This window comes from Pseudomonas sp. 1D4, assembly GCF_001728925.1.
Taxonomy (GTDB): Bacteria; Pseudomonadota; Gammaproteobacteria; order Pseudomonadales; family Pseudomonadaceae; genus Metapseudomonas; species Metapseudomonas otitidis.
The window spans coordinates 17,609-28,727 of record NZ_LXJQ01000066.1; the positions used below are offsets into that span (position 1 = coordinate 17,609).

Below are 11,119 nucleotides of genomic sequence, written 5' to 3' on the forward strand. Positions count from 1 at the left end.
GCCCAAGGCCGCCCGGGACCGGCGGCCGACGGGTCGAACCCTCCCGACAGCCAGCCTCCGGCGTATGCACGATGCAGCTCGAATGCCTTTCACACGCCCCGGACCTGCCCAGCCTGCTGCGCTGCCTGGAGCAGGTCGCGCCGCTGCTGGACGCGATGCCGGACGTGGTGTTCTTCGTCAAGGACCTGGACGCCCGCTACGTGCTGGTCAACCAGACCCTCGCCCAGCGTTGCGGCTTCAAGGACAAGGCGCCGCTGCTGGGGCGCACCGCCGAGGACGTGTTCCCGCGCCGCTTCGGCCACCTCTACACCGAGCAGGACCGCCAGGTGCTGGAGGCCGGCGACCAGCTCAGCGACCAGTTGGAACTGCACCTCTACCCCGGCCGCAAACCCGGCTGGTGCCTGACCCACAAGCTGGCCCTGCGCGACCCGGCGCAGCGGGTCATCGGCATGGCCGGCATCTCCTACGACCTGCAGGCGCCGCAGTCCAGCCACCCGGCCTTCCAGCGCCTGGCGGCAGTGGACGCCCACATCCGCGAGCACTTCGCCGAGCCCATCAGCCTCGATGACCTCACCGCCATCGCCGGACTCTCCACCTCCCAGCTCGGCCGGCTGTGCAAACGCATCTTCCAGCTCAGCCCCCGGCAGATGATCCACAAGGCACGCCTGGGTGCCGCCACCCAGCTACTGGCCGGCGAGTTGCCCATCACCGAGATCGCCTACCGCTGCGGCTATGCCGACCACAGCGCTTTCAGCCGCCAGTTCAAGGCCCTCACCGGGCTCTCCCCGAGCCAGTACCGCGAGCGCTGCCGCGCCTGAAGCGAGCCACCGGGCTGTGCCGAACCGCGCACCGCAACCGGGCGAATCGATCAAGCCACCCGCCCGCGCCCCGTTCACAGTAGGCCCATCCACGGGGTGCAACGACGCCCCGGGGCGGGCCGTCTGGCACCGCCCCCGCGCCAACAAGAACAAACACGCGAACGGAGAAATGCGATGTCATCCATCAGCATCAGCCAGCTGGACGTCAGCTACGGCAGCGGGATCAAGGTCATCGACGGCCTCGACCTGCACATCCCCGACGGCAGTTTCTTCACCCTGCTCGGCCCCAGCGGCTGCGGCAAGACCACCCTGCTGCGGGTGATCGCCGGCTTCATCCGCCCCAGCGGCGGGCGCCTGGCCTTCGGCGACGTCGACATGACCCAGGTCCCCGCCCACCGGCGCGGCATCGGCATGGTCTTCCAGGACTACGCCCTGTTCCCCGACAAGACCGTGTTCGACAACGTCGCCTACGGCCTGCGCGCCCGCCGGACCGACGCGGCGACCCTGCGCCGCACGGTGGGCGAGTACCTGGAGCGGGTCGGCATGAGTGGCTTCGCCGAGCGCCACCCCGCCGCCCTCTCCGGCGGCCAGCGGCAGCGGGTGGCCCTGGCCCGCGCCCTGGCCATCGAGCCGGAAGTGCTGCTGATGGACGAGCCGCTGTCCAACCTCGACGCCCAGTTGCGCTTGCAGATCCGCGCCGCCATCGCCGACCTGCAGCGGGAGATCGGCATCACCACCGTCTTCGTCACCCACGACCAGGAAGAGGCCCTGGCCCTCTCCGACTGCATCGCCCTGATGCGCAAGGGCCGCATCGAGCAACTGGGCAGCCCCCAGGCCATCTACCAGTCCCCCGCCAGCACCTACGCCGCCGACTTCATCGGCTCGGCCAACCTGCTGGCCGCGCGTGTGCTGGAGCAGGCCGGCGACGACGGCATCCGCGTGCTGGTGGCCGGCCAGCCCCTGCAGGCCCGCGCCGAGGCCACGCTGCCCGAGCCCGAGGTGCACCTGGTGGCGCGGCCGGAAAACATCCGCCTGCGCCCCGCCGGGCAGACCGCCGGCAACTGCCTGGCCGGCCAGGTGCGGCGCAAGCAGTACCTGGGCAACCGCACCAGCTACCGCATCGAACTGGCCGACGCCCAGCAGCTCAACGTCGACCGCTTCGGCACCGACGGCGACGGCTTCCACGAAGGCCAGCCGGTGAGCCTGGAGTTCGACCCCGCACAGCTCCGGGTGGTGGCCCAATGAACCGGCGCCTGCCCTCCCCCTGGCTGCTCCTCGCCCTGTTCGCCCTGGGGCTGTTGCTGGTGTTCCTGCTCTGGCCCCTGGCCAACCTGCTGCACGGCAGCGTGGCCGGTGCCGGCGACGGCTGGGCCCAGTTGCTGGACGACCCGCGCTACCTGCGCGCCCTCGGCAACACCCTGCTGCTGGGCGCCCTGGTGACCGGCTGCGCCAGCGTGCTCGGGGTCTCCCTGGCCTACGTCACCGCGCGCTTCGACTTCCCCGGCAAGGCGCTGGTAGCGGTGCTGCCGGTGTGCACCCTGGTGGTCCCGGAGGTGATCGTCAGCCAGACCTGGCTGATGCTCCTCGGCAACAACGGCCTGCTCACCCGCGCCCTGGAGGACCACCTCGGCCTCACCCTGCCCAGCTTCTACGGCTGGCCCGGCCTGGTGCTGGTGATGAGCCTGGTCTACTACTCCTACATCTACCTCGGCACCCTGGCCGCCATCCGCGGCTTCGACACCCAGCTGGAAGAAGCCGCCCAGAGCCTCGGCGTGCCGCCGGCCAAGGCGCGGCTGCAGGTGATGCTGCCGGTGGTGCTGCCCGCCGTGCTGGCCTCCGGGCTGCTGGTGTACACCCTGGTGGTGGGCAACTTCGCCATCGCCACCCTGCTGGGCGGCAAGGTGCAGCTGCTCTCGGTGCTCACCTACCTCAGCTTCGTCTCCGAGATGGGCACCAACGCCGGCCTGCAGAGCGCCCTGGCCACCCTGTCCATCGCCATCGTCGCGGGGGTGCTGTTCCTCCAGCGCTGGCTGGTGGGGCGCAAGCGCTACGAGATCGTCCAGGGCCGCAGCGCCCCGGCCCAGCGCCTGCGTGGGGTACGCGGCGCGCTGCTGGGTGCGGCCACGGCGCTGTTCATCCTGCTCTCCTCACTGCCGCTGCTGACGGTGCTGGCCAGCGCCTTCACCCGCGCACGGGGGCCGGTGATGCACTGGGGCAGTTTCTCCCTGGAGAACCTGGAGCGGGTCCTGCTGCGCAGTCCGGACCCCATCCTCAACACCCTGGCTTACGGCGCCCTGGCGACCCTGGTGGGCATCCTGCTCAGCGTGGTCATCAGCTACCTGGTGATCAAGAAGAAGAACCTGCTCACCCCGGCCATCGACTACCTCGCCATGCTGCCCCTGGCCATGTCCGGCACGGTGCTCGGCATCGGCCTGGTGATGACCTTCAACAGCGGCCCGCTGGCCCTCAGCGGCACGGCGGCGATCATCGTGGTCGCCTTCGTCATCCGCCGTTTCCCCTTCGGCGTGCGCAGTGCCTCGGCCACCCTCTACAACATCCCCGACTCCATCGAGGAGGCCTCCATCAGCCTCGGCGTACCGCCGCTGCGCTCCTTCTTCAAGGTGGTGCTGCCGCTGATGGCGCCCGCCGTGGCCGCCGCGGCGGTGCTCACCTGGACCACCATCGTCGCCGAGCTGAGCGCCTCGCTGGTGGTGTACTCGGCCGGCCGCGAGACCATCACCATCCAGGTCTTCCGCCTGGTGGAAACCGGCCTCCAGGGCCAGGCAGCGGCCTACGGGCTGGTGCTGGTCCTGCTCACCCTGGTCCCGGTGGTCATCGCCACCCGGGTGTTCCGCATCAAGGTCTTCTGAACCGCACCAAGGAGTCGCCATGAACGCCACCTGGAAGCACCGGCTGCCCGCCCTGCTGGCCGCCCTCGCCCTCAACCTGCTGCAACCCGCCCTCGCCCGCGAGCAGGCGGTGCTCTACACCACCAACAACGACTCGGCGGTGCAGGCCCTGCTGGACAGCGGCCAGCGCCTCGACCCGGGCCTGAAGATAGGCGTGGTCAACGGCTCCAGCGCCGCCCTGCTCAAGCGCATCGAGGCCGAGGGCCAGGCGGCTCGGGCCGACGTGTTCTGGAGTTCGCAGCCCAACACCCTGGGCGCCTTCACCGCGCTCTACGCGCCCTACCGCTCGCCCCAGGCCCAGGCCATCCCCGAGGCGCAGCAGCACCCGCAGCAGCTGTGGAGCACCGCCAACATCCAGGTGGTGGTGATGATGGTGAACCGCAAGCAGCTCGGCGGGCTCAAGGAGCCCACCCAGTGGCGCGACCTGCTGGACCCGGCCTGGAAGGGGCGGATCATCGTCGGCGACCCCACCGCCACCTCCACCGCCTACACCGCACTCTGGGGCCTGCGCCAACTGCTGGGCGAGGACGACTTCCGCCGCCTGGCCGCCAACCTGGTGGTCTCGCGCAACTCCAGCGCCGTGCTCAACCAGGTGGCCCAGGGCGAATACACCGTCGGCCTGACCTTCGAGGGCAACGCCTACGCCTATGTCGCCGGTGGCCAGCGGGAGATCCGCCTGGTCTACCCGGCCGACGGCACCTTCGTCACCGAAGAGGCCCTGGTGCTGGTGAAGAACGGCCCCAACCCCGAGGCCGGCAAGCGCCTCTACGACCTGCTGCTGAGCCGCGACACCCAGATCGCCCTGCTGGAGCAGGCCTACCGCCGGCCGAGCCGCAGCGACATCGAGGTCAGCGCCCACGTCGAGCTGCCGGAGCTGAAGGACATCAGCGTCTTCCCCACCGACGAGCAGGCCGCCATCGCCGGCCGCGACGCTTTCCTCAGCGCCTGGAAAGGCCTCGACAAAGCCCTCTGACACCGGAGCCGGACATGACCGCCAGCCACCACCGCGCCACCGCCGAACACCTCGCCGACCTTGCCCGCGCCCGCCTGCAGGCCCACTGGCAGACCGCCCTGGAGGACGGCCAGCCCTTCGAGGACAAGGACGACGCCAGCCCCGTCACCGCCATCGACCGCGCCATCGAGCACGAGCTGCGCGAGGCCATCGCCCACCACACCCCCAACTTCGGCGTGGTGGGCGAGGAGTACCCCGACCACCAGCGCGACGCCGAATTCAGTTGGGTGCTCGACCCCATCGACGGCACCAAGGCCTTCATCGCCGGGGTCCCGGTGTACGGCACGCTGATCGCCCTGTGCCGCGACGGGCGCCCGGTGCTGGGGGTGGTCGACCTGCCCATCGCCGGCCTGCGCTGGGTCGGCGTGGAAGGCCAGCCTACCCGCCTCAACGGCCAGCCGGTGCGCACCCGCCCCTGCGCCGAGCTAGCCCGCGCGCTGCTGGCCAGCAGCAACCCGGAAAGCCTGCCGGACACCCACCTGGCGGCCTTCGCCCGGCTGCGCGACGCCACCCGCTGGCGTCTCTACGGCGCCGCCTGCAGCGCCTACGCCAACCTCGCCCGGGGGCGCATCGACCTGGTGGCCGACGGCGGCGGCATGGCGCCGGTGGACTACTGCGCCCTGGTGCCGGTCATCGAAGGCGCCGGCGGGGTGATCAGCGACTGGCAGGGCCGCCCGCTCGGCCTTGGCTCCGGCAGCAGCGTGCTGGCCGCCGGCGATCCCCAGCTGCACCGCCAGGCCCTGGAGCGCCTGCACCAGGCCTGAACCGCCCACGATCACAAGGAGGACACGCCATGACCGCCATCCATCCCCGCATCCCCCTCGCCCTGTCACTGGCCCTCGCCGTGGGCCTGGCCGAGGCGGACGGCTTCATCGACGACAGCCACGCCACCCTGTCGCTGCGCAACTTCTACTTCAACCAGGACAACCGCGACGGCCACGCCGGCCAGACCGAGGAATGGGGCCAGGGTCTGCGCCTGGACTACCAGTCCGGCTACACCGAAGGCACGGTGGGCGTCGGCCTCGACGCCATCGGCCTGCTCGGCCTCCGCCTGGACGGTGGCGGCCGCGCCGGCAAGGCCGACCAGGCCCGCACCCCCAGCGCCCTGTTCCCCCTGGAGCACGACGGCCGCGCCCGCGACGAATACAGCAGCCTCGGGCTCACCGCCAAGCTGAGTGTCGGCGCCAGCGAGGCGCGGGTCGGCACCCTGATCCCGCGCCTGCCGGTGATCAAGGCCAACGACGGGCGCCTGCTGCCGCAGACCTTCGAAGGCGCCCAGCTGACGGTGCGCGAGTTCGACGACCTCACCCTGCTGGCCGGCCGCCTGCGCCAGGCCAAGGGGCGCGCCCAGAGCCACCGCGACGACCTCTCCATCAACGGCGCCAACAGCCCGCGCAAGCCCGGCAACGCCGTCAGCGCGGCGCCGGCCCGCTACAGCGACGCCTTCGACTTCCTCGGCCTGGACTACCAGGTCAGCCAGCAGTTGCAGGTGCAGTACTACCTGGGCCAACTGGAGGACTTCTATCGCCAGCACTTCGTCGGCCTCAACCACGAACAGGCGCTGCCCCTGGGCACGCTGAAGACCGACCTGCGCCACTTCGACACCCGCGCCAGCGGCCGCAACGCCAGCCACAGCGGCCGCGCCGAGGGCTACACCGCCGCCGGCTACTACGGCCCCGGCAACGGCGAGAGCGGCGCCCATCGCGGCCGGGTGGACAATCGTGCCTGGAGCGCCCTGTTCAGTTGGAGCCTCGGCGCCCACACCCTCGGCGCCGGCTACCAGCGCCTGACCGGCGACAGCCACTTCATCCAGCCCAACCAGGGCAACGGCAGCGACGTCTACCTCATCACCGACCGCCAGTTGAACAGCTTCGCCCGCGCCGGCGAACGCACCTGGCTGGCCCAGTACGGCCTGGACTTCGGCACCTGGGGGCTGCCGGGGCTGACCAGCAACATCGCCTACCTCAAAGGCAGCGGCATCCGCTCCGAACGCGGGCATTTGCAAGAGTGGGAACGGGACTTCACCCTGGCCTACGTGGTGCAGGCCGGGCCGGCCAAGGGCCTGGGCATCACCTGGCGCAACGCCAGCCTGCGCAGCCAGGCCAGCACCGACGTCGACCAGAACCGGGTCTTCCTCACCTACAGCCTGGCGTTGTTCTGATGGCCGGACTACACCGCGACAGCACAGCCGCTCAGGGGCAGGAGCGGCAGGAGGGCAACGATCAGTCGTAAGGTCATTCCGGGTAGCCCTCACCAGGAGTCGTAGGGAATGCCGTGCTGCTCGATATAGGCTCGCGCGGCTTCGCTTGGCTTCAGGGTGAAGCGTCCCCCCCGGTATCCTTTGTGTGGCCCCCTGGGTTCGACTACCGCAACGAAACGGCCGATCTCCTTACCTTTGAGACAGGGCCCTCCCACCCAGACCTTGACGATGCCGCCAGGTGCGAGACCGATGGAGATGGCTTTGCGGTACTGGGTTTCCTCCTCGGTGGAATGAACGCAGACCGTGCGCTGGGGCTTGACCATCTCGTCCCGTACCCACTGTGGGATAGTGATTCGCAACTTGTAGACCTGGGGCTCCACCAGGGATTGCCAGCGCACGAAGATGATGTTGGGCAGGTCGACGTTGTTAACGGGTTTGGACCCTCCTACACCCAATCCCCAACCTTTGGTTTCTGCGCCATAGCCAACCACCCCGCCATACACACGCTCGTAGGCCAGGTTACGGCGGTCGACCACGTCCACGCTTTCCACCCAGACTTCCATATGACGGGGTGCTCCCACGCCGATGTACCAGGTGGGATAGGGGAGCTTAGGGCCGCCACTCGCACAGCCGCTCAGGGGCAGGAGCAGCAGGAGTACAGCGATCAGTCGTAAATTCATTCCGGGTAACCCTTACCAGGAGTCATAGGGAATCCCGTGCTGCTCGATGTAGGCGCGTGCAGCTTCGCTGGGGGCTCGGTAGAAGCGGCCTTCTGTCTGGCCCTGACTTGGCCCCTTGCGTTCGACTACCCCAACGAAACGGCCGATTTCCTTTCCTTTGAGACAAGGCCCTCCCACCCAGACCTTGGCGATGCCCCCTGGAGCCAGGCCAATGGAGATGGCTTTGCGGTATTGGATTTCCTCCTCGGTGGAATGTACGCAGACCGTGCGCTGGGGCTTGACCATCTCGTCCCGTACCCACTGCGGGATGGTGATGCGCAATTTGTAGACCTGGGGCTCCACCAGGGATTGCCAGCGCACGAAGATGAGGTTGGGTAGGTCAACGTTGTTGATAGGCATGGAACCCGCGCCGCCTTGCCACCAGCCTGCCGTTTTCGCGCCATAGCTCGCAACTCCGCTATACACCCCCTCAAAGGCCAGGTTGCGGCGATCGACCACATCTACGCTTTCTACCCAGACTTCCATATGACGGGGTGCTCCCACGCCGATGTACCAGGTGGGATAAGGGAGCTTGGGGCCGCCACTCGCACAGCCGCTCAGGGGCAGGAGCAGCAGGAGTACAACGATCAGTCGTAAAGTCATTCCGGGTAACCCTCTTGAGGACGCTGGTTGTAAGCCAGCCGTTGATTGGCCGGTTTGTTGAGCAACAGGCCGGCAGTTGGCACCCAGTGGGCGGAGGTGTGGATGTAGCGCCCCAGCAGGTAACGCTCTTCCTCGTGAGTCAGGCGATTGCTGGCACCCCGCGTATAGGCGAGCAGCTTTTCAGCGATGGGGGCGAGGTCATCGGGCAGTTGGAATGCTGCTTCGGCGGGTAACGCTTTCAGCGGTACTTCGAACTTCACGGCCGCCTCATGCATGGCCTGCAGGGCCACCTTGGACAGATCACCGTAGACCGTGCGTGCCATGCCACGGCGACTCCCCAGCCTTGCCATGGTATAGGCGGGCGGGCTGCGGTTTCACCAGGAGTCATACGGAATGCCGTGCTGCTCGATATAGGCTCGCGCGGCTTCGCTTGGCTTCAGGGTGAAGTGTCCTCCTCGGTACCCTTTGTGCGTGCCCCTGGGTTCGACTACACCAACGAAACGGCCAACTTCCTTGAAGGGCAGGCAAGCCCCTCCTACCCAAACCTTGACTATGCCTCCCGGCGCTAGGCCAATGCTGATCATCTTTCGGTAGCTGGTATCGACTTGCTTGGTGACGGAGCAGTACTCGGCCCGTGGAGCGAGCATTTCTTCCCGTACCCACTCCGGGATATCAATGCGCAACTTGTAGACCTGGGGCTCCACCAGGGATTGCCAGCGCACGAAGATGATATTGGGCAGGTCGACGTTGTTGACCGGCTTCATGGCCCCCCCGCCACTCCACCAGCCTTCTGTCTTTGCCGCATAGCCCACCACTCCGCTATACACGCGTTCAAAGGCTAGGTTGCGGCGATCAACCACATCCATACTTTCGACTCTGGCCTCCATATGCCGTGGGGCGCCTGCGCCGATGTACCAGGTGGGATAGGGGAGCTTAGGGCCGCCACTCGCGCAGCCGCTCAGGGGAAGGAGCAGAAGGGCAACGGTCAGTCGCAAGATCATTCCGGGTAACCCTTACCAGGAGTCATAGGGAATCCCGTGCTGTTCGATATAGGTGCGTGCAGCTTCGCTGGGGGCTCGGTAAAAGCGGCCTTCCGTCTGCCCTTGACTCGGCCCCTTGCGTTCGACTACCCCAACGAAACGGCCGACCTCTTTGCCTTTGAGACAGGGCCCCATAAGCCAAACTTTAACGATGCCCCCGGGGGCCAGGCCGATGGATATGCTGTCGCGATATTGGGTTTCCTTCTCGGTGGAGTGAACGCAGATCGTGCGCTGTGGCTTGACCATCTCTTCCCGTACCCACTGCGGAATAGTGATGCGCAACTTGTAGACCTGGGGTTCCACCAGAGATTGCCAGCGCACAAAGATGAGGTTGGGCAGGTCGACGTTGTTGATGGGTTTCATCTTGCCGCCACCTTCCCACCAACCCTCGGCTCGATTGTTGTAGGCCGCTACGCCACCGTGTACGCGCTCGAAGGCCAGGTTGCGGCGATCGACCACATCCACGCTTTCCACCCAGACCTCCATATGGCGGGGTGCTCCCACGCCGATGTACCAGGTGGGATAGGGCAGGCGGGGAACGTTGCTGGCGCAGCCGTTCAGCGGCAAGAGCAGCAGGAGGGCGATCAATAGACGCCATGTCATTCCGGGTAACCCTCTTGAGGTCGTTGGTTGTAGGCCAGCCGTTGGTTGGCCGGTTTGTTGAGCAACAGGCCGGCAGTTGGCACCCAGTGGGCGGAGGTGTGGATGTAGCGGCCCAGCAGGTGGCGTTCTTCCTCCAAGGTCAGGCGACTGCTGGCACCCCGGGCATAGGCAAGGAGCTTCTCGGCGATGGGGGCGAGGTCCTTCGGCAGAACGAAACGGGGGTCGTCTTCAAGCGGTTCGAAAGGCACCTCGTGATTCAGGGCCGCCTCATGCATGGCCCTCAGGGCCACCTTGGACAGGTCGCCGTAGACCTTGCGATCCATGGCCACGGCGACCATCCAGCGCTCGCTGGGCACCATCCCCCGTTCATGTGTGGGCTGGGCCGCGCGCCAGGCGATGGGCCTGAGTTCGCCGTCGCCCGGCAGACCCCGCCCCATGAGGCGGTCGGCTTCCCGCAGGGCCTGTTGCCAGGCGCGGCTGTGCTCCAGGGGGCGCCGGGGCGTGACCACGGTGACTTCCGGCTTCGTGAGCAACAGGCGCTCCTGCTGCAGCGGGCGGTAGCCGCCGCCGATATTGGAATGGACGCCCGGCAGCGCCAGCTCCTCATGCCCCGGGAACACCCGATTGAGGGCGAACTGCCAGCGCTTTTCATCCCGCGCGGTGATGTGCAGCACCTTGCGGGCGCAGTCGGCCGGCAGGTAGAGGTTGACGCCGGGGTTGTAGTCATTGACCGAAAAGTCGCCCTTGAGCGGGGCGTTGATGGCGGCCACGGTGTCGAACAGCCCGATGAAGTTGATCTGCACGTCCCGGGCCCAGTCGAAGTCCGCCGGCAGGCCGAGACGGGCGGGCCCCAGCACCTGGGCCAGCACCCCGCCCCCGGGCTTGAGCACCTCGTTGGCGAAGTGGCGCGCGGAGGCGGCGCCCCGGCTGAAGCCGAAGATGTCGAATTCGAGGGTGCGAATATTGGCGTCTGGGTTGGTGTTTTGGAAAAACTTGATTTGCTCTTCGATCAGGCCGGGACTTTGCCTGACCCGGGCGGTTACGCCAGACGAGCCCTGACCGGTGGCCTGGCTATAGAGATTGTCTCGGCCTTCACTCTGCGTACCGATCCCTTCGACATAGACCTTGATTGCGCCCTGCTGGGCATCGGCTGGCATCTGGTTGACGGTGTTGTCGGTGTACAGGCGGTGCAACAACGCCACATTGCTCGCCGCA

At 67.5% G+C, this 11,119-nt stretch carries 12 protein-coding genes; 6 read left to right on the forward strand and 6 right to left on the reverse strand.

The annotated features are described in order from the left end of the window. The first annotated feature begins 71 nt into the window (after positions 1–71). The 6 genes from A7D27_RS24245 to A7D27_RS24270 all read left to right on the forward strand — a co-directional run bounded on the left by A7D27_RS24245 (position 72) and on the right by A7D27_RS24270 (position 6,900). Positions 72–818 carry an AraC family transcriptional regulator gene (locus A7D27_RS24245; protein WP_069566354.1) on the forward strand — a complete coding sequence of 249 codons (747 nt, stop codon included), beginning with the start codon at positions 72–74 and terminating at the stop codon, positions 816–818. Between the two features lie 174 nt (positions 819–992). Beyond that, the gene (locus A7D27_RS24250) at positions 993–2,063 is read left to right on the forward strand and encodes an ABC transporter ATP-binding protein (RefSeq protein WP_069566355.1); all 1,071 of its coding nucleotides are present in this window, start codon (positions 993–995) and stop codon (positions 2,061–2,063) included. Next, positions 2,060–3,688, forward strand: a complete 1,629-nt coding sequence (locus A7D27_RS24255) for an iron ABC transporter permease (protein WP_069566356.1) — start codon at positions 2,060–2,062, stop codon at positions 3,686–3,688. The genes A7D27_RS24250 and A7D27_RS24255 overlap by 4 nt, the downstream gene beginning before the upstream one ends. A gap of 19 nt (positions 3,689–3,707) precedes the next feature. Then, positions 3,708–4,700: an extracellular solute-binding protein gene (locus A7D27_RS24260; protein WP_069566357.1), complete on the forward strand. Its 993-nt coding sequence runs from the start codon at positions 3,708–3,710 to the stop codon at positions 4,698–4,700. Between the two features lie 14 nt (positions 4,701–4,714). Further along, entirely contained in the window at positions 4,715–5,503 is a 789-nt protein-coding gene (locus A7D27_RS24265; protein WP_069566358.1) for an inositol monophosphatase family protein, read from the forward strand. Between the two features lie 29 nt (positions 5,504–5,532). After that, positions 5,533–6,900 (forward strand): OprD family porin, encoded by a 1,368-nt coding sequence (locus A7D27_RS24270; protein ID WP_069566359.1) that lies wholly within the window; start codon positions 5,533–5,535, stop codon positions 6,898–6,900. An 89-nt stretch (positions 6,901–6,989) separates the two neighbouring features. Here A7D27_RS24270 and A7D27_RS24275 read toward each other — a convergent pair whose 3' ends face one another. From A7D27_RS24275 to A7D27_RS24300, 6 genes are all read right to left on the reverse strand, one after another. Beyond that, complete coding sequence (locus A7D27_RS24275) at positions 6,990–7,619, reverse strand: DUF2931 family protein (RefSeq protein ID WP_069566360.1); 630 nt, start codon at positions 7,617–7,619, stop codon at positions 6,990–6,992. A 12-nt stretch (positions 7,620–7,631) separates the two neighbouring features. After that, positions 7,632–8,261 carry a DUF2931 family protein gene (locus tag A7D27_RS24280; protein WP_069566361.1) on the reverse strand — a complete coding sequence of 210 codons (630 nt, stop codon included), beginning with the start codon at positions 8,259–8,261 and terminating at the stop codon, positions 7,632–7,634. Then, positions 8,258–8,584 (reverse strand): hypothetical protein, encoded by a 327-nt coding sequence (locus tag A7D27_RS24285; RefSeq protein ID WP_069566362.1) that lies wholly within the window; start codon positions 8,582–8,584, stop codon positions 8,258–8,260. The genes A7D27_RS24280 and A7D27_RS24285 overlap by 4 nt, the downstream gene beginning before the upstream one ends. A gap of 51 nt (positions 8,585–8,635) precedes the next feature. After that, positions 8,636–9,262 (reverse strand): DUF2931 family protein, encoded by a 627-nt coding sequence (locus tag A7D27_RS24290; protein WP_069566363.1) that lies wholly within the window; start codon positions 9,260–9,262, stop codon positions 8,636–8,638. A gap of 12 nt (positions 9,263–9,274) precedes the next feature. Further along, complete coding sequence (locus tag A7D27_RS24295; RefSeq protein WP_069566364.1) at positions 9,275–9,904, reverse strand: DUF2931 family protein; 630 nt, start codon at positions 9,902–9,904, stop codon at positions 9,275–9,277. Continuing rightward, positions 9,901–11,119 (reverse strand): DUF2235 domain-containing protein (locus A7D27_RS24300; protein WP_139134177.1); only part of this gene is annotated, 1,219 nt, incomplete at its 5' end. The genes A7D27_RS24295 and A7D27_RS24300, both read right to left, overlap by 4 nt.

Coding starts and splice junctions, on each gene's coding strand:
- A7D27_RS24260 (WP_069566357.1), top strand. CDS start 3,708: ATGAACGCCACCTGGAAGCACCGGCTGCCCGCCCTGCTGGCCGCCCTC.
- A7D27_RS24250 (WP_069566355.1), top strand. CDS start 993: ATGTCATCCATCAGCATCAGCCAGCTGGACGTCAGCTACGGCAGCGGG.
- A7D27_RS24270 (WP_069566359.1), top strand. CDS start 5,533: ATGACCGCCATCCATCCCCGCATCCCCCTCGCCCTGTCACTGGCCCTC.
- A7D27_RS24265 (WP_069566358.1), top strand. CDS start 4,715: ATGACCGCCAGCCACCACCGCGCCACCGCCGAACACCTCGCCGACCTT.
- A7D27_RS24280 (WP_069566361.1), bottom strand. CDS start 8,261: ATGACTTTACGACTGATCGTTGTACTCCTGCTGCTCCTGCCCCTGAGC.
- A7D27_RS24290 (WP_069566363.1), bottom strand. CDS start 9,262: ATGATCTTGCGACTGACCGTTGCCCTTCTGCTCCTTCCCCTGAGCGGC.
- A7D27_RS24295 (WP_069566364.1), bottom strand. CDS start 9,904: ATGACATGGCGTCTATTGATCGCCCTCCTGCTGCTCTTGCCGCTGAAC.
- A7D27_RS24285 (WP_069566362.1), bottom strand. CDS start 8,584: ATGGCACGCACGGTCTACGGTGATCTGTCCAAGGTGGCCCTGCAGGCC.
- A7D27_RS24245 (WP_069566354.1), top strand. CDS start 72: ATGCAGCTCGAATGCCTTTCACACGCCCCGGACCTGCCCAGCCTGCTG.
- A7D27_RS24275 (WP_069566360.1), bottom strand. CDS start 7,619: ATGAATTTACGACTGATCGCTGTACTCCTGCTGCTCCTGCCCCTGAGC.
- A7D27_RS24255 (WP_069566356.1), top strand. CDS start 2,060: ATGAACCGGCGCCTGCCCTCCCCCTGGCTGCTCCTCGCCCTGTTCGCC.